At 67.0% G+C, this 18347-nt stretch carries 19 protein-coding genes and 1 pseudogene; 15 read left to right on the top strand and 5 right to left on the bottom strand.

Annotated features, from left to right (window positions below; genetic code table 11):
- Nucleotides 1-222: 222 nt before the first annotated feature.
- Genes ACZ7DE_RS37670 through ACZ7DE_RS37660 form a run of 3 tightly spaced genes read left to right on the top strand, consistent with a single transcriptional unit; the run spans nucleotide 223 to nucleotide 3267 of the window.
- A complete protein-coding gene (locus tag ACZ7DE_RS37670; RefSeq protein WP_470768906.1) occupies nucleotides 223-867 on the top strand; it encodes a site-specific integrase in 645 nt (214 codons plus the stop codon).
- Nucleotides 864-2081 carry a hypothetical protein gene (locus tag ACZ7DE_RS37665; RefSeq protein ID WP_470768905.1) on the top strand — a complete coding sequence of 406 codons (1218 nt, stop codon included), beginning with the start codon at nucleotides 864-866 and terminating at the stop codon, nucleotides 2079-2081. The genes ACZ7DE_RS37670 and ACZ7DE_RS37665 overlap by 4 nt, the downstream gene beginning before the upstream one ends.
- A gap of 28 nt (nucleotides 2082-2109) precedes the next feature.
- Nucleotides 2110-3267: a tyrosine-type recombinase/integrase gene (locus tag ACZ7DE_RS37660; protein WP_470768904.1), complete on the top strand. Its 1158-nt coding sequence runs from the start codon at nucleotides 2110-2112 to the stop codon at nucleotides 3265-3267.
- A gap of 96 nt (nucleotides 3268-3363) precedes the next feature.
- Here the strand turns inward: ACZ7DE_RS37660 and ACZ7DE_RS37655 are convergent, their stop codons facing one another.
- Nucleotides 3364-4092 (bottom strand): GNAT family N-acetyltransferase, encoded by a 729-nt coding sequence (locus tag ACZ7DE_RS37655; RefSeq protein ID WP_470768903.1) that lies wholly within the window; start codon nucleotides 4090-4092, stop codon nucleotides 3364-3366.
- On the opposite strand from ACZ7DE_RS37655, the gene ACZ7DE_RS37650 reads away from it, so the two are divergent.
- The 8 genes and pseudogenes from ACZ7DE_RS37650 to ACZ7DE_RS37615 form a co-directional block, all read left to right on the top strand.
- Nucleotides 4091-4657, top strand: a complete 567-nt coding sequence (locus ACZ7DE_RS37650) for a GGDEF domain-containing protein (RefSeq protein WP_470768902.1) — start codon at nucleotides 4091-4093, stop codon at nucleotides 4655-4657. The genes ACZ7DE_RS37655 and ACZ7DE_RS37650 overlap by 2 nt on opposite strands.
- Nucleotides 4654-5097, top strand: coding sequence for an ASCH domain-containing protein (locus ACZ7DE_RS37645; RefSeq protein ID WP_470768901.1), 444 nt, complete (start codon nucleotides 4654-4656; stop codon nucleotides 5095-5097). The genes ACZ7DE_RS37650 and ACZ7DE_RS37645 overlap by 4 nt, the downstream gene beginning before the upstream one ends.
- Nucleotides 5094-5387: a hypothetical protein gene (locus tag ACZ7DE_RS37640; RefSeq protein WP_470768900.1), complete on the top strand. Its 294-nt coding sequence runs from the start codon at nucleotides 5094-5096 to the stop codon at nucleotides 5385-5387. The genes ACZ7DE_RS37645 and ACZ7DE_RS37640 overlap by 4 nt, the downstream gene beginning before the upstream one ends.
- 21 nt (nucleotides 5388-5408) lie before the next feature.
- Nucleotides 5409-5612: a hypothetical protein gene (locus ACZ7DE_RS37635; RefSeq protein WP_470768899.1), complete on the top strand. Its 204-nt coding sequence runs from the start codon at nucleotides 5409-5411 to the stop codon at nucleotides 5610-5612.
- Nucleotides 5612-5866 (top strand): hypothetical protein, encoded by a 255-nt coding sequence (locus tag ACZ7DE_RS37630; RefSeq protein WP_470768898.1) that lies wholly within the window; start codon nucleotides 5612-5614, stop codon nucleotides 5864-5866. Before ACZ7DE_RS37635 ends, ACZ7DE_RS37630 begins: the two co-directional genes overlap by 1 nt.
- Nucleotides 5867-5932: 66 nt before the next feature.
- Nucleotides 5933-6097 carry a hypothetical protein gene (locus ACZ7DE_RS37625; RefSeq protein WP_470768897.1) on the top strand — a complete coding sequence of 55 codons (165 nt, stop codon included), beginning with the start codon at nucleotides 5933-5935 and terminating at the stop codon, nucleotides 6095-6097.
- Between the two features lie 1014 nt (nucleotides 6098-7111).
- Nucleotides 7112-7555 carry a hypothetical protein gene (locus tag ACZ7DE_RS37620; RefSeq protein WP_470768896.1) on the top strand — a complete coding sequence of 148 codons (444 nt, stop codon included), beginning with the start codon at nucleotides 7112-7114 and terminating at the stop codon, nucleotides 7553-7555.
- Between the two features lie 50 nt (nucleotides 7556-7605).
- A pseudogene (locus ACZ7DE_RS37615) lies at nucleotides 7606-7954 on the top strand (ASCH domain-containing protein); the annotation flags it as partial.
- Between the two features lie 249 nt (nucleotides 7955-8203).
- Here the strand turns inward: ACZ7DE_RS37615 and ACZ7DE_RS37610 are convergent.
- A complete protein-coding gene (locus ACZ7DE_RS37610) occupies nucleotides 8204-8797 on the bottom strand; it encodes a CGNR zinc finger domain-containing protein (protein WP_470768895.1) in 594 nt (197 codons plus the stop codon).
- Nucleotides 8798-8844: 47 nt separating this feature from the next.
- Between ACZ7DE_RS37610 and ACZ7DE_RS37605 the strand changes: the two genes are divergently transcribed.
- On the top strand, nucleotides 8845-10062 hold the full coding sequence (locus ACZ7DE_RS37605; RefSeq protein ID WP_470768894.1) for an MFS transporter: 1218 nt from the start codon (nucleotides 8845-8847) through the stop codon (nucleotides 10060-10062).
- Between the two features lie 1337 nt (nucleotides 10063-11399).
- Here the strand turns inward: ACZ7DE_RS37605 and ACZ7DE_RS37600 are convergent.
- Nucleotides 11400-11924 (bottom strand): MarR family winged helix-turn-helix transcriptional regulator, encoded by a 525-nt coding sequence (locus ACZ7DE_RS37600; RefSeq protein ID WP_470768893.1) that lies wholly within the window; start codon nucleotides 11922-11924, stop codon nucleotides 11400-11402.
- Nucleotides 11925-11976: 52 nt separating this feature from the next.
- Between ACZ7DE_RS37600 and ACZ7DE_RS37595 the strand changes: the two genes are divergently transcribed.
- Entirely contained in the window at nucleotides 11977-12939 is a 963-nt protein-coding gene (locus ACZ7DE_RS37595) for a DMT family transporter (RefSeq protein WP_470768962.1), read from the top strand.
- Nucleotides 12940-13123: 184 nt separating this feature from the next.
- Here the strand turns inward: ACZ7DE_RS37595 and ACZ7DE_RS37590 are convergent, their stop codons facing one another.
- A complete protein-coding gene (locus tag ACZ7DE_RS37590; protein WP_470768892.1) occupies nucleotides 13124-13630 on the bottom strand; it encodes a hypothetical protein in 507 nt (168 codons plus the stop codon).
- Nucleotides 13631-14442: 812 nt separating this feature from the next.
- On the opposite strand from ACZ7DE_RS37590, the gene ACZ7DE_RS37585 reads away from it, so the two are divergent.
- Nucleotides 14443-14754 (top strand): hypothetical protein, encoded by a 312-nt coding sequence (locus ACZ7DE_RS37585; protein ID WP_470768891.1) that lies wholly within the window; start codon nucleotides 14443-14445, stop codon nucleotides 14752-14754.
- A 1256-nt stretch (nucleotides 14755-16010) separates the two neighbouring features.
- Here ACZ7DE_RS37585 and ACZ7DE_RS37580 read toward each other — a convergent pair.
- Nucleotides 16011-16763, bottom strand: a complete 753-nt coding sequence (locus ACZ7DE_RS37580; RefSeq protein WP_470768890.1) for a GNAT family N-acetyltransferase — start codon at nucleotides 16761-16763, stop codon at nucleotides 16011-16013.
- A 938-nt stretch (nucleotides 16764-17701) separates the two neighbouring features.
- Here ACZ7DE_RS37580 and ACZ7DE_RS37575 point away from each other — a divergent pair.
- A complete protein-coding gene (locus ACZ7DE_RS37575; protein WP_470768961.1) occupies nucleotides 17702-18307 on the top strand; it encodes an alpha/beta fold hydrolase in 606 nt (201 codons plus the stop codon).
- Nucleotides 18308-18347: the final 40 nt, after the last annotated feature.

Raw genomic sequence — 18347 nt, 5'->3', positions numbered from 1 at the left:
TCGCTGCTCGCCTTTGGTGACCTGCGCCCAGACGTAGATGGAGCAGGACAGCCGTACTACGAGTTCGTCATCGACGCCGGGGATGGGCCACTGGCCAACCCGGTGCGCCGGGACCGTGGCCGTCGCGGTCGGGCGAACGTCCATCACAACCCGCTGGATTCGTTCCGGCCGGAGGGCTCACTCCGCTACAACCCCAAAGTGCCCAGGCAGCGGCCACGGGCCATGCCGGATGAACGCTGGGTCGACCTCTTCGCGGCGATGCGGTCCAACCGGGACCGGGCGATCCTGGCGCTCGCCGTGAGTACGGCGGCCCGGGCCAGCGAACTGCTCGGCATCCGAGCCGCTGACGTCGACTGGGGCGACCAGCTGGTCCAGGTCCGGCGCAAGGGCACGGGCGCCCAGCAGTGGCTGCCTGCCAGTGCGGAGTCGTTCATCTGGCTGCGCCTCTACCTTGTCGAACTCAAGGACCTTAGTCCGAATGATCCGGTCTGGTGGACCCTGCGGCGCCGGACGAAACCGGGTGAGGACCTGACGCGGCGGCCGCTGAACTACGACGCTCTGCGGGCGGTGCTGCGCCGGGCGAACGACATGCTCGGCACGAACTGGACCATGCACGACCTGCGACACACCAGTGCCCTGCGCATGGTCCGGTCGCAGAAGCTGTCCCTGAGGGACGTGCAGGTCATCCTCGGACACGCCCACCTGGCCACCACTCAGGTCTACCTCGTTGAGGACGACGAGGAGGTCCTGCGGCGCGTCCATCGGTATCTGGCGGACCGCAAGGAGGCTGCCGCGGTGCCGAAGCCGGTGGCCGTCGGCTACGACGCAGACGATCTGGCCGTCCTGCTGGGAGGTGTCGCGCTGTGACGCCGGACCTCACGACCGTCGCGGCTGTCCCGCCGCCGCGGACGTCGTCAGTGGGAGGAGCGTTCGCAGCGCCTGAGTCGCGGGTGGGCCTGCTGGATCAGAGTCCGCCCAGGGAGGTGCTGGCCGCAGCTGTCCAGCATGCGGAGCGGATGGGCTACACCGACAAGCGCAAGCGTGATCTGCGGCGCGGGGTTCCCATCATCCTCGACTGGCTGGCGTCTCATCCGGGCCAGGGATGGCAGGAACGCTGGCTGGCCTCCCACGCGGACGCCGACCTGGGCTGGCTCAGCACGGTCCCCGCCGACTCCACCGCCGGAGTGGTGCATCGACGGGCTACGAACGTCGCCGGCATCGCCAGCCTGCTGCTGAACCAGGTGATCCTGCCCAGCCACGGCTTCCTCGCCGCATATAGCTCGCTCACCTTGTTCCGGGATGTGTGGCGCTCGATCCATCCCGAGGTCTTCAACCGCATCCTGAAGCAGGCCCAGAACGACGGCATGGTCGAACGGCGCCTCATCGAGGGCATGAACGTGCTGTCGAAACTGGTGCTGCACACCGGCCGCGGACCGGATCAGCTCACTCCCGAGGACTTCGAGGACTTCCGACACTGGGGCTTGGCGAAGAACGGACTCCTCCCGCACGGCATCTACCCGGCATGGGACCTGCTGCGCGGCATCGGCATCCTGCCCAAAACCGTCTCCTTCAAGGCCTTTCAGCACCAGGGACAACGGCCCACCGCTGAGCTGGTCGACCGCTATCAGCTGCGCTGCAAGCCTGTCCGGGACGCGCTGGTCCGCTATCTCGAAGAGCGCCGGCCAAGCCTGGACTACGTGACCTTCCAGCACCTGATCATCCACCTCGTCTCCACCTTCTGGGCCGACATCGAAGCCCATCACCCCGAGGTCGACAGCCTCCACTTGCCGGAGGAGGTGGCCATGGCCTGGAAGGAGCGGATGAAGTACGTCACCAAACGGACGGACCAGCCCGCCCGCGCAAGAACTACCTCAACCTCCTGGTCCAGGTCCGCAGCTTCTATCTCGACATCCAGGAATGGGCTCTGGAGGACCCGAGCTGGGCACCTCATGCCGTTCCCAGCCCGGTGCGGCACGGTGACACCGATGGGATGCAGAAACACCGGCGCCGCACCCGGGCCAACATGCACCAACGCGTCCGGGAACGGCTCCGCACCTGCCCGTGCTGGTCGACGCGGCTGAACGGCACCGCGCCGGCCAGGAAGCACTGTTGGCCACGGCGCGAGCCGTCCCTATCGGGGAGCGGTTCGAGCACGACGGTGTCCCCTACCTGCGGTTCATCTACAAGACGTGGGCAAGGAACACGAGCCGCTCCCGGCCGGAGGCGGTGATGGTCGAGAACCTGGCCACCGGCGAGAAGAGCGATCTGTCCCAGACCGAAGACGACGCGTTCTGGTCCTGGGCGGTGATCGAGACACTCCGGCACACCGGGATCCGCCGCGAGGAACTGTTGGAGATCACCCACCTTGCTCTCGTGTCCTATCGGCTTGCCGACACCGGTGAACTCGTTCCCCTGCTGCAGATCGTGCCGTCGAAGAGCAACGAGGAAAGGCTGCTGCTGATCAGCCCAGAGCTGGCAAGCGTCCTGGCCACGATCATCACCCGTCTGCGCAAGGCCAACGGCGGGACGATCCCTCTCACCAGCCAATACGACCCTCATGAACGGACCTTCGGCCCGATACTGCCGCACCTGTTCCAGCGCCGGACGCGAGGCCACCGCAACGAGGTGATGTCCCACACGACGGTCCAGAACCTGTTGGACGCCACCTTGGCCCGGACCGGCCTGCGGGACGTCGCGGGCGAGCCGCTGAAGTTCACCCCTCACGACTTCCGCCGGATGTTCGCCACCGAAGCGGTCACCGGCGGCCTTCCGGTCCACATCGCCGCCCGGCTGCTGGGGCACGAGGACCTGTCCACCACCCAGGCCTACCTGGCGGTCTTCCAGGAAGACCTGATCCGTTCCTACCGCTCGTTCCTCGACCAGCGGCGGTCCCTGCGGCCCGCCGCGGAATACCGCGACCCGACGGACGACGAATGGCGCGAGTTCCAGCAGCACTTCGCGTTGCGGAAGCTCGAACTCGGCACCTGCGGACGGCCCTACGGGACACCCTGCAAGCACGAACACGCCTGCATCCGCTGCCCCATGCTGCGAGTCGACCCCGCTCAACGGGCCCGGCTGATCGAGATCATCCGCAGCCTGACCGAGCGCATCGCGGAAGCCAAGCTCAACGGCTGGCTCGGAGAGGAAGAAGGCCTCCGGGTCAGCCTCGAAGCCGCCCGCAACAAGCTCACTGCCATGGACCGGACCCGAAACCAGTCCACAACCCGAATCGCTGATCTCGGAATCCCGCAGATCAGAAAAGCCTGACAGCACGCGGGGCGCGGCCCACCTTCCACAGCACGCCGCACCCCGCCCTCCACCGGAATGGAGAGCACCATCATGCCCGCACCCACCTACCCCTGCTCAACCTCCGCCATCGTCGAGCCGAATGCTCAACTGGGCCCCTACCTCCTGAAACCCGAGCGCGTGAGCAACCCGTCGGGACGATTCCGGCCGAGCTCTCCATTGCGGCATGAGGCCCGCGTCGAGAGCGTGCGCCACTGCTGCGGAGGCCACCGTCTTGGCCAACCCACGACTGCGATGCTCCGGCTCTGTCAGGACGGACAGATGCGCTGTCCGTCCTGGCCAAGCCTGATATCCCGCTGCGGCCACGACCTCGACACCTTCAAGGACGAGGAAGGCAGGCGAGGAGATCTCATCCAGACCGCTTTCGCCAGCGTCTTCTTGCCCCACCTTCGTCAGCAAAGCCAGCAGGCCCGGGTGCCCCGCAGGCACACGCGTCACCGTCCGGTCTGTGGACATGGGACGGAAATGCGCGCCGGACAAATACGCGAGGGCGGCCGGACCCAGTACATCGGCGACGGGCAGTTGGGCCCGGAGTACATCCGTCTCGACAAGGGCCGCAGGGGGCACCTCAGCAACGACTTTGCGCAGCTGGACGGCAACCTCGGCCGTCGGCACCGTGACGATCCCTGCTCCGCCCAGGACCACGACCCCACACCACGCGGGCGGACACAGTTGCGATCTTGGCGAGACGATCACGCTGGCGGCGGAGCGTCCGAACTCCACGGGCGCGTCGGCCAAGTCCTGCCACAGCGCATGAGCACGAGCTATCAGCGGATCCAGCGTCATGCCTGGATCCTGCCATTCGAAGATCACACGGGAAACGGCTTTTCCCGGCTGCCGACCCGGCGCAGTCGAACGTGGACAGGCACGAACTCGCTGGATGCCGCCGCTAGCGGTAGTTCGGGAAAACCACTTCAAGGCTGTGAACGACGACTTCGGGCAACCGGCCGGGGACGCCGTCCTGACCGCGACCGCCGCGCGGCTCGCTGCGTGGGCGGGCCCGCGCGCCTCCGTCGGCCGCCTCGGCGGCGATGAGTTCGCCGTCGTCCTGGAGCTGCCCGCCGCCCGCCTGGAGCAGCGCCTCGCGCAACTGGTCCGCATGCTGCACACCCCGGTCGTCCTCGAGGACGACCGCATCGTCGACGTGGCCGCCTCGGTCGGCGCCGCGACCCCACCCACGGTCGGCTCCCGCGACCTGACCGTTCTGCAGCGGGCCGCGGACGCGGCCCTGTACGACGGCAAGGACTCGGGCCGCGCCACTGTCGCCTCGCCCGCGCACACCACGGTGCCGTCCATCAACGGCCGCCGCGCCGGACGCCCGGGAACGGCCGCATGGAGGCGGGCGGCATGAGCATCACGACCCTGCCCGAGGGCGACTGGGTCCGCGGCATCAGCGTCCAGCAGCCCCACGCCACCTGCATCCTGACCGGCGCCAAGGGCATCGAGAACCGCCCACAGCCCTGGAGCTGGCGTGGCTGGATGCTCCTGCACGCGAGCCAGCGGATCGACCGGGCCGCCCTGCGCGTCCCGCTGATCGCCCGCACGATCCGCGGCCGCGAGCTGGCCACCGGAGCCGTGATCGGCATTGCGTGCCTGGTCGACTGCCATCAGGACCCCGAGGGCTCCGAGCCCTGCACGCCGTGGGCGCAGGCCGGCATGTGGCACCTGGTCCTCCAGGACGTCCAGGAGCTGCCGCTGCCCGTCCCCGCCACCGGCCAACTCGGGTCATGGAAGCCGACCGAGGGTCTGCTGGACTGCGTGTTCCAGCAGTTGCTCGCCTTCCGGCCGTGACCCGCAAGGGACGCACGAAGAAGGAGAAGCCGCCGTTCGAGCCGGGCCTGATCCCGGCTCCCGGTGAGCTGCTGGTCTGGCGCGACGGCCAGCACTTCGACCGCTGGCAGGACCTCGCCTGCACGCTGTGCGACCAGCCCACGCCCATGCGCTCGCACTCCGGTGAGCCCGTGCACAAGGCATGCGATGAGCACTGGATCACCGCCAACCCCGCTGAGGCCTGCCGCGGGCGGTACGCCTCCGACCCCACGCCGAAGCCCCAGACCAAGGGCCAAGGCGACCACGCCTGAACCTCCACCTGGAGGACCTCAATGAGCAGCACCGACCGCGACGTCGACCACGCCCTCGCCTACCCCGAGCCGCCGGCCTCTCCGCTCTGGCACCGCCACGGCGCGAAGGCCCGCCCGCTCACGCCCGCACAGCAGCGGCGCAACCGCGAGCTGCTGGACATCGCCCAGCGCACCACCCGACCCCGCTCCCTTCGCCCCACCGAAACCCTGACGGAGGCCAACTGATGGACACCACGTACTGCGCCGTCGACGGCTGGGTCGACGCGATACCCGCCCCCGGCCCGCGCCTTGGGGCTGCCACCTTCGACCTGATTGTCCGCCCCGCCGACATCGACGCGCTCGCCGACGACGCCCCCGACACGGTCGTCACCTGCACCAGCGGCGAACCCCGGATCACCCACGAGGTGCTGAACGGCATCCAGCCCGGCGACCTGCTGCGCGTCACCGGAACCCTCGTCCAGCCGCCCACCCCCGGCTAGCCCGCCCGGCTCACCGTCGACGCCCTGAAGGTCCTGGACACCTCACTCATCCCGGTACTGAGGGACATGGTGATCGACCGCTACGGCGACTACTGCGTCATCTTCGACGCCGACCGCAACGAGATCCCCGTCTTCACCGCGCTCGGGCAGTGGGTCGGCGAGGCGGACAGCCTCGACGCCATCGCCACCCTCATCGACATCCACCAGCGCGTAAACGGCAGTGACGCCTGATGGTTGCGACAATCCCGCATGCCCGCACGGTACGAATGCAGTTCCCCGCCGTAGGTCCGTGTAGCTCCTGGCCGGCCGAGGAGTACGCCGCCCACCAGCGCCCCCCGAGCACTGACGCTCAGGCAGCCCCGAACGCCGCCAACCAACAGCACCTCCCCGTAACGTCCCCAGCTCGTCGACCTCGGCATGCCCGTCCTCACCGACGCCGCACCACTGCCGATGGACTGTCCCGAAAGGCCTGACAGCCCTCTGATCGCGAGCCGCAACCAGGCGATACGGCCCGCCCGCCCCTCCCCCACGGTCACCAGCCGCCGGCCCGGCATCCGATTCCACCGACCTGTCCCCCGCCCGTCCACGTCCACCAGCCCGGCCCACGCAGCCAGCAGGTCACCGACACGAGACGAGGTAACACCGTGACACTCATCAGCCCGAACACTGTCCTCGCGAACGCCCTGACGGACGTCGAGGACGTCCTGGCCCCGCGCATCCGCGCCAGTAAGCCGCAGCGAATCGCCCTGGTCGTCGGCACGCAGATCAACGGCGCACCCCACGCCGGTACCTCACTGGTGCAGTCGATGGCGTTCGCCACGGCCGCGCGGCTTCATGAGCGCCACGGCCTGCCCGTGGAGGTCCGGTTCTCGGCACTGGACAACGCGCCGCTCGAGCTGGTCACCGACCCTGCATCGGGTCACCGCTACCAGCGGGCTTACGCCCAGGCGCTCGGCGCGGACGGCATCGCCCATCTGGTCGGCGACCTCTACCGCCCCTTATTCGACGCACTGTCGCAGCGACTGGGCGTGCCGTACGGCGTGCAGACCTACTCGCAGCAGCAGGCAACCGGCCAGTTCCGGGAGACGTGGCTGCGGGTTCTGCCCCATCTGAAGGCTGCCGGCCTGTGGTTGGCACCCTCCACCGGGGTGCCGCATCTGCGGGTGCCCTGCCCGCACTCCTGCGTGAGCGGAGAAGTACGCGCAGCGCACCCGCGTCGAGTTAGCCGGCCCAGGCGTCGCCCATGTGTCGGCGGTCTGCCTGCATCACGGCCCTTACACGGCCACGATCACGCCCACGGGCGGCGGCTATCTCGACCTCGCCACCCTGTACCGGAACATGGTCAAGGAGCTCGCCTCGCTCGCGGAGCCCGGCGTCCTGCACGTGATGGTCAAGGGCACCGACTGGATGCCCGGGAGCCTTCTGGTCGACGGCGCCCACCAAGCCGTGGGCCTCACCCCGGGCCAGCTGCCCGCGCGGCTGTTCTGCCCGATGATCGTCGCCGAGACGGGCGCAAAACTCTCCAAGAGCCTCATCCGCTCCGGGGAGGCGTCGTTGCCCGCAGGCGCCGAACCCTGGATGCTCGACACCCGGAAGTGGCCAGGCACCGTGGAGCAGTTCGCTGACCGCCTGCTGAACCTGACGGAACTGCTGCTCTCCCATCCCCGACACTTCTTCCGCTCGTACTAGGCTGCGGAGCTGTCGCGGCTGATGTCCGTACCCACAGGGAGTCCGACTACATGAGCGCCACCTCAGCCCGCGTCATCGAGCTGAACCTGTACCCCCAGTACTTCGACCTCGTGGCCGCAGGCCGCAAGACCCGGGAAGTACGGGTGAAGTACCCGAAGTTCGACGGCCTGGCGGCCGGTGACCTGATCAGGTTCGCCGTGAAGAACACCGACCGGTCATGCCTGACCCAGGTGACACGGGTCGCCGAATACGCCTCGTTCGAGGAACTCCTGGACGCCGAAGGGCCCTCCCAGGTGAACCCCGAGGCGACCCGTGAGGAGCAACTGGCCAGCATCCGGAGCATCTACCCCGCCGGAGAAGGAACGCCTGGGGTGCTTGGCCATCGGTATCAAGCTGGTCGCGCCTGACCCCAGACAACGACACTCCTGGCCGCTCCGTCCACGCGAGGTAGCCGCCAGGGGCCTTTCCCTGTGTCCTGGTCTGTGTTTTCGTGCGGTGACGGACTCGCCTGTTGACTCCGGGCGGCAGGTGCGCGGGGCTGCCGGGGCCCTCGGAGTGATGGTCCCGGCGGTGTCCGTCAGGAAGGGACGCTTTGCTTTCACCGGCCTACGGGTTCGTCCCGAAGCACAGGAGAACGTCAGCGTCTTCCTATGCCGGCGGTCGAGTCTGTGCTCGGACGCGTGCGCGGTGCGCTGCGACCGTGGTTCTGCTAGCGCAGGTGGGCGAACAGTAGCGGCGGGAACGGTTCTTGGTCGTGTCGACCAGGATCCGCCCACATCCGCTCGCCGCACAGATGCGTAGCCTTTGCCAGCCCTGCTCGCAGACCAACTGTGCGATTCCCATGGCGACGTGTGCTGATAGCCAGTCCAGCACACTGGTCCCGTCGGCCGCGTAGCGCAACTGAAACGTTTTTTTGACCCGCACCACCTGTGGCGAGGGCGTGCAGCATGCCAGGAGCCGGTTGAGGCGTTCAGCCACCTCCTCGGGGTCGCGTGAGGCGGCCACTGCCCGGATGCGCTGGGCGGTGTCGAGCAGGTCGAGTTCTGCCTCCTCGGTGAGAGGCCCGTCCACCTGATGAGTTTTGAGCAGGGGGGTGCAGGCAGCGAAGAAATCCGCCATCCCTGAAGGCCCTGCCACCTCAGGGATGGCGTTGGCCAGAGCCAGAGCCACTTCGACCGGCGTCTCAATGTAGGCGCCTTCCGTGGCTTGACTTGCTACATGCCGCTGGCTAAGTTCGCTCATGTTGCAACCATAAGACACTATGGCACCTACCCACTGAAGAGGAATCGATGTTCGCCGATGTGCTGCGCACTCGAGGCGTGGCTGCCGTCCTGACGGCATCCTTGGCAGCTCGCACAGGGCTGGGGATGAGCGTCCTGGCCATCCTTATGGTGCAGTCGCACGGCACGTCGTTCGCATGGGCTGGCGCCACGGCCACCGCCTACGGGGTGTGCGGAGCGCTCGCGGGGCCAGCGCTGGCCCGCCGCGCGGACAGGGGCAGCGCACACCTCGTGCTGCTGACGTCCGGACTGCTGCACGCGGTGCTCCTGGTCGCCGTCATGTCGGCCGCCTCCGCACAAGCCCCCCTCCTGGCCGCAGTCCTTGCGGCGGTGGCCGGCGCGAGTCTGCCGCCCGTCAGCGGAGTGACGCGCGCAGCGCTGGGTCGCCGGATTGCTGAACCCTCCCGTCAGCGGGCCGTCTTCGCCCTGGACGTGGCCGTCGTGGATCTGGCGTTCGCCGCGGGGCCCGCGCTCGTCGGAGTGATCGCTGCCGCCAATTCCGCCTCCATGGCCCTGGCAGTCGCAGCTGGTGTGCTGGCAACGGGAGTGGCCTGGACCGCATGGGCACTGACACGCACCGAGAAGCCGCGCGGAAAACGGCCACCGGCAGCCAGTGCACCCGGGAGACCACTCCTGCCCTGGCGTCTCCTGCGGCCCCTGTACGCCCTCCAAGGGTTGGGTGCGTTGCTGATCGGCGCAGTCGAACTCGCCGTGATTGGTCTCTCCACCGCCAGCGGGCACGCGGGCCGAGCAGGGACACTGCTGGGAATCTGGTCCCTCGCCAGTGCCTGCGGCGGGATCCTGTACGGCCGAAGCGCCACCCGCAGGCCAACTGCTCTCCTGCCGCACATTGCCCTCGGACTCGGACTGTCACTGGCGACAGCGGCCGCAGCTACCCACACATGGGTGTTGGCGATAGCACTCGTGTGCAACGGCGGTCTGATCGGAGCCTGGCTGACCATCCAGTCCGAACTGCTGGGGCGACGCGCCCCTGAACAGTCGGCCGGGGAGGCGTTCACCTGGAACACCAGCATCCTGTTCGCGGGCGGCACTCTCGGAACCCTCCTGGGCGGCGTCATTGTCGACCACACTTCACCAGCCCACCTGTTCGCCCTCACCGCCGCAGGTACGACCGCACTGGCGGGTGTCGGCTACACAGCACGGTGGGTTACAACCCGCTCCCACCGCGAACCGCCAGTTCGCGATCAATCACCGACACGGGTTTGATGTGCAGGCGAAGCGGTGTGGACGGCCAACGAGCGGTTCTGTCAAACGAACGGCCCTGAGTTTGTTTCTTTGTGCCTTCCTGGCGCTTCTCGTGGTGCTCCTCATGGAGTTTCGACCGGGCCGCTGGCGTTCGGACATGCGGCTGACCAGGGCGACAAGGGGCGCATCCGTGCTGGTTTGGTGGCCGACGGCTTGGCTACGGAGGGGCTGTGGGCGAAGCGGAGTACAGACCCTGCCGTCGTCTGTGGGCGGCCGCGCGTGATGTCTGCCGAAGCCAGGCACGGTTTTGTGGACTCGCTGGTCGGGGTCGCCAGGGCGCCACACGGGTGCGAAGGGGCCGTGCTGGGCCAGCTCGGCCAGTGGCGCCCCGAGGACGGGGACGTCCCGCCGGTTCCCCAGGGTGGCAAGCCCTGCAGGGAGCTGGAGGGGGAAAAGGCCTGTACGCGCCCCTGGCGGCCTGTCGTGGTGCCCAAGGTCGAATCATGCCGACTCTCTGGAGTTGGCCCCTCCAAGGGGCCATTCTGTGAGTCGCTTTTTGTGTGGCATGTCCACTATTTGGCTTTTCGGGGCTCAGGTTGCTCACAACAAGCATTTACAAGCCGATGGCTACCCAGGTACTGAGCTGCCCCAGCCGGGACATCCGCCCGCGATCCATCCTCATCAGGCGCCGAGTCTGCGTGCCGCAGTCCCGACCAATCTCGCAAACCCGGACCAGCTGGTGCGCCATAGCGCCCGAGCAGTTCTGCTCACTGCCCGACAGGCAACGGTCGGGTCCGCTGCAGAACTCCGGACGGAGGAGAAGGCCTTCCGCAGGCATGCCTTCACGGCTCTAGCGGGCATCGACTCCTAAAGCGCAGCGGATTGGATGACGACGAGGACGTGATGTTCTGGCTCGACCAAATACGGCAGTACTCCCCCACTTCGAGCCCCACGCCCTGTGCGACCATCAGGAACTGGAGTGATTACGTCGTAATCACTCCAGCAGAAGGCCCCACTGCTCCGCTCCCCCGGCCTATGGCTACTGTCCCGTCCAGCTGCCCCGAGCCGCCTTGTCAACGACTGGCCGCTAGCGGGGCAGGTGCCGACCATGTCCTCGGTGCCCTGTTTGCATATGGATGTCGCCTACCGTGGCATTAACGGTCTGAACTGGAGTCCGGCACAAATTCCGCGACCCGGTTACGCCTTGTAGTTGTTGGTCTCTGTGAGCGGGTTGGTGAGATCGCCCGGAATCGCTCCTCGGACGGGTGACGGCGGAGATTCGGCCGTCATGAGCGAGATCGCCTGCGAGCTGCCGTCTGACACCTTCAAAGCGCTGGTCGCGGGCCGGAAGGGGCTTGTTACTCGCTGCCAGGAATACGCGGATGATCCATGCGGGAGAGCCAGCTGGTGAGCAGCGTTTCGAGTGACTTGGCCTCGGCGGGGCTCAGCAGATCCAACAGGTGACGTTCGTTGCGCATGTGGTCGGTGAACGCCTGGTCGATCAGTTCACGTCCGGGGCTGGTGAGGGCGACGATCCGGCTGCGCTGGTCGTCGTCGGAGCGGCGGCGGGTGACGAGTCCGGCTCGCTCCAGGCGGTCGATTCTCTTCGTCATCGCGCCCGTGGTGACCATGGTGTGCGCGGCGAGCTCGCCCGGTGCCCGCTCGTAGGGCTCCCCGGCCCGGCGCAGGGCGCACAGGACGTCGAACTCTCCCTCACCGAGGCCGTAGCGGCCATAGACGAGGCAGAGTTCCTCGGTGAGCCGGTCGGCCAGGCGGTGCAGTCGGCCGATCACTCCCTGCGGGCTGACATCGAGGTCGGGCCGCTCGCGGCGCCAGTCGGCCTGGATGCGGGCCACGCGGTCCAGCGGTTCACTGTGCTCCATGCGCACCAGGATAGCTTCCTGGGAAGTTATATTGTCTTCCATGGAAGCCAATATGCGTTGGGCGGCACTGACCGCAGTCGCGCCGGTGGCCTGGGGGACCAACTACTTCGTCACCCACGAGTTCCTGCCGGCCGACCGCCCGCTCTACGGGGCCGCCCTGCGGGCGCTGCCCGCCGGTCTCGCCCTGCTCGCCTTGCGCAGGCAGCGGCCGCGCGGCGCGTGGTGGTGGCGATCCGCGGTGCTCGGGCTGCTCAACATGAGCGTGTTCTTCGTCCTCGTCTACGCCGCCTCCCAGCTGCTTCCGACGAGCGTCGCCTCGACCGTCATGGCCGTGTCCCCTCTGACAATGATGCTCATCGCCTGGCCCCTGGTGTCAGAGCGGCCCGGCATCGCTCACCTGACCGGCGCCGCGATCGGACTCGGCGGGGTCTGTCTCATGCTGCTCACCGGTGTGGAAGGGGTGAGCGTGCCGGGAGTCCTCGCCTCGGCCGCCGCCATGATGGTGTCGTCCTTCGGCCACATCCTGACCAAACGGTGGGGCGCAGGCGCCGATGTGCTCGCCTCGACCGCCTGGCAACTCACCGCCGGAGGTCTGTTCCTGCTCCCGGTCGCGGCAGTCCTGGAGGGCCCTCCGCCCGCGTTCTCAACGCCGACGCTCCTCGCGTTCGGCTACGTTGCCCTGATCGCCACCGCGCTGGCCTTCGCGGCCTGGTTCACCGGGCTGCAACACCTGCCCGCGGGGACAGTCGGACTGATCGGGCTGCTCAACCCCGTTACCGGCGTGCTGCTCGGCACAGCGGTCGCCGGAGAAGTGGTGACTGTGCAGCAACTGTGCGGACTGGCCCTGGTCCTGGCCGGAGTCGTCCTCGGCCGATCCAAGCGCGCGGGCCGACGCGACAACAGCCAAGCACCTCCCCATCCGGTATCCGGCGAGTGGCCCGTGCGAGGCGCCTTCTACGCGCAATCCCCCGTGGGGATCAGGGATGGGAACAGGGCTCCGGAGGGGGACGATTGAAGTCCCGCCATCTCACCACACGCCTCCGATATCACGGACAGTGATCGCGTCACGGAACTTGTGCCAGATGCCTGAACTGGCCCCACTTTTCCGGTTCCAAGGGGCCATCGGGTAGTGCAGACAGCCAGTGGTCCGGGTTGAGGTGGCCCGGACTTCCGGTCGAGTGTGGCCCAGCCGACCCTGATCAACCGAACATCATGAGTCGGCCTCTGACGCCCATTCCTCGCGCGGCCGCAGACTCGCCATGATCTGCTGGGCTTCGTCGCGGACGCCTGTGTTCCTCGTCCGTCGCCAGCTCGCGCAACTGTTTGATCAGCCGGTCCGCCCCTTCCGTCGTCATCCACTCAGGATCACCGTTCAGGGCCGCACCGAGATGATCCACCGCGTCGTAGGTCGCCGCGTGACTGTAGACGAGCAGGACATACCGCATGCCGACGACGTCTTGCGTTGAGCAAGGCCCCGGCCGTTTTCTGCCCAGGTGTCCTGGGCGTCCAAGAAGAAGACGGTGGATGACGTTCGCCAATTCTTCAATCTTGTCCGAACTCGCGAGCTGCCGCCCAGCGAACGGACCAGGCCGGCGAGTCGGCATGCTGAATCGCGTCCTCAGTTCTCCGGTGTGGTGCGGGCCGGTCATCGCAGGTCCCTTCGGGTTCGGGTGCAGGAGCTGGTCCCAGCGCTCGAGCGCTGGCATCACGATCACTCTCACGCCAGCCGTCCCAGACAGGCCAAGGCAAGGTGGTCTGCGGCGTGAGTGATTACGCCGTAATCACTCACGCCGAACCTGAATGCCTTCACTGCGAAGAGATCACCGAGACGAAGCACACCTTCGCCGACACAGAGATTCGCAGGCTCCTCACCACTGATGTCGTCAAGGTAACCCGCCGAGCCACGTCGGTGCGGCCTGTCATTCGCCTGCTCATGAGGTGCCAGGTCGGGGTGATCGGTGACATCAGTGATTACGCCGTAATCACTGCACGCGGAAGCGGGGAGCTTCGGCGACTACAGCACCGACCAGTTCCACATACCCGCACCCGCCTACAACCCCATCCTCCGCGCCGCGGCACCACCAGCGTCATGACGGCGGCTGGCTCTTGGCCCACCCGTCGTTTGTCAGTACCAAACTCGAACAGATCATGTTGGGGGCGGTGGCCTGATGAGAGGTGCCAGCCTCGCGGGCGGTGTTGCAGGGCAGCTCATCGTGAAGGGATCTTCCCGTGAGTCAGCCCCTGTCGCAGTTGCCGAAGCCCGAGCTCTTCTTGATCGCTGCAGCAGCGTCACCCTAGGTGCCTGCTCATATCGCTGTTGATCTCAGGGAGAGCGGTATTTCAGGCGGGTTAATCGGATATAGGTACCGGCCATTGAGCGAGCCGGTGTACTTCGGCGGGATCGGTGAACGACGGCTGGTCGCCATCGAGACGAGTGGGCTGTTCTGACGTATCGCCGTCGACGTGGCCCCTGGTCAGGTGGTGCACCTCCGCTGTCGAGCCATCGCGGATCCATCACGTGAACCGCAACCTCGACTCCTTCAGCCGATGCATCGCGGCCGTCATCGCACGCTTCCCGTTCTATGCGGACACCGACGAGGAGGGGTTTGACAAGGTGGCGGAAGAACTGCGCGAGCTCGCCGCAAGCATCGACGGGACCGCTCTCGCGGGCAGCGGGTTCTGGGAGACCTTCTGCGACGACGTTGCACTCGGGGACTATGCGGACTGTTGTGCGTCATCCAGAAAAGTCCCCCGACATTGCTCAATCATCCAGACCCAGGCCAGGGGCGGCAGTGCGGCTGCTGACGAAGTCGGGCGATACCGGTTATGAGCCGGCCCGTCTCCCCCGCGATTCCCTTACCCCCGGCCAGATCTCCTTCTCACACACCTCGGCCGAATCGTCGCCCCACTCGACGGCACGCCTGACTGGCCCGTCTCAGCTGCAGCCAGGCCACGTCAGCAAACGCCACACGGCCTCGACTACACAGGAGAACTGCGACATCCGGCTACTCAACATCTCGACCCGCGCCAACGTCCACCACTGAGATCCAGCCGTCCGCCAGCGGCCGCGCTCCAGCCGGGTCACCAGCGTCTCGCTCAGACAGGGCCCCTGCCTGGTCCCGCCTGCTCCAGGCCCTCGCCACGCCTCCACCGGCCGCTCGCTCACCAGCGCAACGGCGATCTCTCGGTTCCTCTCCCCCGCCTTGACGAAGGCCTACATCCGGGCCGATCCCACGCGGCCCTCTCGGTGTCGATCGGCCCACCACCCTGCGCAGTCACTCCCAGGACCAACCAGGGCCAGTAGCCGATGGAAGGCGAATCCGTTCGACATCGCTTGATCGCGTTCAGTGGCGAGCGAAAGCGCGGTCGCATTGGGCTACTCCCCCGGCGCCCCCACCTTCGGCCAGGTTGAGTGAGGATGTCTCCGACAAGCTCCGCGCTTCGACGGTGTCTCCTGCGGGCCCCTCGTGGCAGCCCTGGCAGGCCGCTTCCGCGCCGCTCATTCGCCTGCTCATGAGACGCTCGGCCGGCCTGATCGGTGACAGGAGTGATTACGCCGTAATCACTCCATGGAGAAGCAACGGATGAAGCTGCATAGAGAGGTAGCAGCTGTCCCGTCTCACTCGATCGAGCCGTTTTCTCAATGAACCGAGTCGTTCGGGCTTCTGTCTCAGCGAACCTGGTCGCGCGCTGAGGGCGCTGGGTGCTGGATTGCTGTACCAGACGGGGTGGATCAGGCGGAGCGCCGTGCATCGAGTTGTCGTACGTGGACGCGGTACACGGGCGTCGTCGGCGTCCGCTGCGGGACTGCGTGACGGACCGGTTCGAGGATGTACGTTCTGGCGGTCGCGCGGTCAGCTTCACTTCCCGAGGTGGTACTGGGCGGTGACGACCGGGCGGCACGTCGGCTTCGAGTCGTGGCTGGAGCGGGACCGACTGCTGCTGATGGACTTCGATCCCAACCTGGTGGGGATCGGCTCGCAGTCGTTCTGGCTGCACTGGCATGACGGTGAGCGGGAGCGGCGTCGGCACTCCCCGGATTACTTCGTGCGCCCGCAGACGGAGCCTGTTCCACCCCTACTACCGTTACTGATCCCCACCGAGCCCCGCCACACCGATCCTCTTAAGCGATCTCGATGCTGAGTTGGGTGCCCAATTCCTCGAAGCCCAATGCGGCCGCAACACGGCGGGAGGCGGGAGGGGGGCGCGCCACTGCGGGAGCAGGCTGGCGGCAAGGGCATGAGCGACCGCAGCTGAGCCCGTCACTCGTGCCAGTCCTCGCCCTCGCACTTCTGGCGCCGTCAGTACGCTGATATGGGCCGTCCGCCTCGGCCAGATCAGATATCCCGCAGCAGCAACCACCTGGCTATGTTCGCGAACCACGAACGCGGGCGATGTGATGTCGTCCAGAGCAGCCTCACCAGCGTCCTCATGACCAGCCACTTGTGCCAGGATCCGCAAATCCGGGTGAGTAGCTGACAGTTGCTCCACCGTCAACGCGCCAGCCTCCACCGACCGGAAACTGGCTGGGGACACATAGGACAGCGCCGCTGGCCCGAGCACCCGAGCCACCGGAAGAGCCTCCCGGACCGAAGCGCTATCCACGACGGCCTCAACCGGCAGTCTCCCGAGTGCGCCACGAACGATCACGGCGGCACTTTCACTCGGCGCGGTCACGATCGCTGATCCGCCCAGAGCTACCACTCCGACCCAGCCCACCGCGCACAGCCCGGACCGGGGGGAGACCACGACGTTCACACCGCCCGACGGGGCGAACGACAGCGGCACTTGGGCCAGGTCTTCCCAGGGCTCACGGGCTCGGACCACTAACGCATCCATCGACGTGGCACTGAGCCTGTCAGTCGAAGCAAGCTGCTGACCTGGGAATTAACCAGCGGCGTCGGCGGATAGCACGGCCACACTGCATCGACGTCGTCTCAGGCGAACTTGATCAACTGAGGTCAATGAGATGGACAGACGCAGTCTGTCTCAACGAACCGAGTCCGCGCGTCTCACGCAATCCAGTCCACGCAGGTCAGCGCCATGCAGACGACTAACTTCAATGAGACAGGACAGCAGCTGCGGGTGCGCATGCCCACCGGTCGGGATGACGTACGCGTCCTTACGGGCAGAGGGAACACCGCGTGTCGATGACGGGTAGGCGATCTCCTTGCGCTTGTCCGGGCGTTGCTCGAGCCAGCTGGCACACGCACCAGTGGAGGACTTGCCCATCGCTGCCGGGTGCAGTGATTACGACGTAATCACCCCGCCACGGCACCCCAACATCTAATGATCACGGCACGGCACAGCCGTACATGCGAACTCAGGTGTAGTGGCGCAGACGCGGCCGACTGGCACCTCTTGCTTCCGGACCGGTCGCCTGGGCTGGAAACCCTTGCTTAGCTCCCTCATGGGCGACACCCCGTGCAGCCGACGCTCGTGTCCGGGATGCTCCGGAGGTGCGTCCTCGAGCTGCTCCAGGAGGAAGGCGGTTGCGGCCTGTCCGATGGCCCCTGGGTGGCGATGAGCTGCTTTGGTCTTGAACCTGGCATCCTCCCCAACTGCAGAGCGCGGAAGCGATAAACACATACTGGCCACCATGACGTCGACGATCCCGATCGAACCGAAGAGAGCGGCCACGATGGTGGCTGGGCGTCACCTCTCCTTCCTTGGTTTCGGTGGTCCGGGCCGCCCTCTGTTGGCTCTGCACGGACACTTCGGAGAGGGCCGCACCTTCACACGTCTAGCTCAGGAACTGGGGGGAATCCTGGCGGGTCATCGCCCTCGATCAGCGTGGGCACGGACACTCCGAGCGGCCCGCCGACTTCTCCCGCGCCGGCTATGTCGAGGACGCTGCGACCGTGCTCAGAGATCTGAAGATCGATAGTGCTGCCGCATTGGGCCACTCCCTCGGAGGCGTGAACGCCTACCAACTCGCCGCCCGGCACCCTGGTCTGGTCGGAACACTGATCATCGAAGACATTGGCGCCGAGGTTGATGGCGACCTCTCCTTCAGCCTGTCCTGGCCGCACCGAGCACCCACTCGGAGCGAGCTGCTGGACATGCTCGGCCCATCAGCGCGCTACGTTACGGACGCCGTACGCGAGTACCCCGACGGCTGGGGCCTTGCCTTCGACCCGAAGGACATGAACGACTCACAAGAGAATCTCAACGGGGACCACTGGGACGACTGGCTCACCAGCGACTGCCCGGTCTTGCTCATCCGCGGCAGCCGCAGCACGGTCCTCAGCGCCGAGCATGCGAAGGACATGGCGACACGGCGCCGCCGTGTACAGCTAGTTGAACTCCCGGCCGGACATACCGTCCACGAGACCGTCCCTGCGGAGTTCGCCGCCGCTGTCAGACGATTCCTCGGCTCATAGTGAGCCTGTCTGCACAAGGAGCCGAGCACAGCTCACAGCG

The sequence above is a fragment of the Streptomyces sp. NPDC037083 genome (assembly GCF_055606485.1).
Note: the sequence above shows the minus strand (reverse complement) of the source record. Positions and strands in the feature narration are given on the sequence as shown.

Coding starts and splice junctions, on each gene's coding strand:
- ACZ7DE_RS37670 (WP_470768906.1), top strand. CDS start 223: ATGCCGGATGAACGCTGGGTCGACCTCTTCGCGGCGATGCGGTCCAAC.
- ACZ7DE_RS37650 (WP_470768902.1), top strand. CDS start 4,091: ATGCCTGGATCCTGCCATTCGAAGATCACACGGGAAACGGCTTTTCCC.
- ACZ7DE_RS37655 (WP_470768903.1), bottom strand. CDS start 4,092: ATGACGCTGGATCCGCTGATAGCTCGTGCTCATGCGCTGTGGCAGGAC.
- ACZ7DE_RS37645 (WP_470768901.1), top strand. CDS start 4,654: ATGAGCATCACGACCCTGCCCGAGGGCGACTGGGTCCGCGGCATCAGC.
- ACZ7DE_RS37635 (WP_470768899.1), top strand. CDS start 5,409: ATGAGCAGCACCGACCGCGACGTCGACCACGCCCTCGCCTACCCCGAG.
- ACZ7DE_RS37630 (WP_470768898.1), top strand. CDS start 5,612: ATGGACACCACGTACTGCGCCGTCGACGGCTGGGTCGACGCGATACCC.
- ACZ7DE_RS37625 (WP_470768897.1), top strand. CDS start 5,933: ATGGTGATCGACCGCTACGGCGACTACTGCGTCATCTTCGACGCCGAC.
- ACZ7DE_RS37610 (WP_470768895.1), bottom strand. CDS start 8,797: ATGAGCGAACTTAGCCAGCGGCATGTAGCAAGTCAAGCCACGGAAGGC.
- ACZ7DE_RS37605 (WP_470768894.1), top strand. CDS start 8,845: ATGTTCGCCGATGTGCTGCGCACTCGAGGCGTGGCTGCCGTCCTGACG.
- ACZ7DE_RS37600 (WP_470768893.1), bottom strand. CDS start 11,924: ATGGAGCACAGTGAACCGCTGGACCGCGTGGCCCGCATCCAGGCCGAC.
- ACZ7DE_RS37595 (WP_470768962.1), top strand. CDS start 11,977: ATGCGTTGGGCGGCACTGACCGCAGTCGCGCCGGTGGCCTGGGGGACC.
- ACZ7DE_RS37590 (WP_470768892.1), bottom strand. CDS start 13,630: ATGCCAGCGCTCGAGCGCTGGGACCAGCTCCTGCACCCGAACCCGAAG.
- ACZ7DE_RS37580 (WP_470768890.1), bottom strand. CDS start 16,763: ATGGATGCGTTAGTGGTCCGAGCCCGTGAGCCCTGGGAAGACCTGGCC.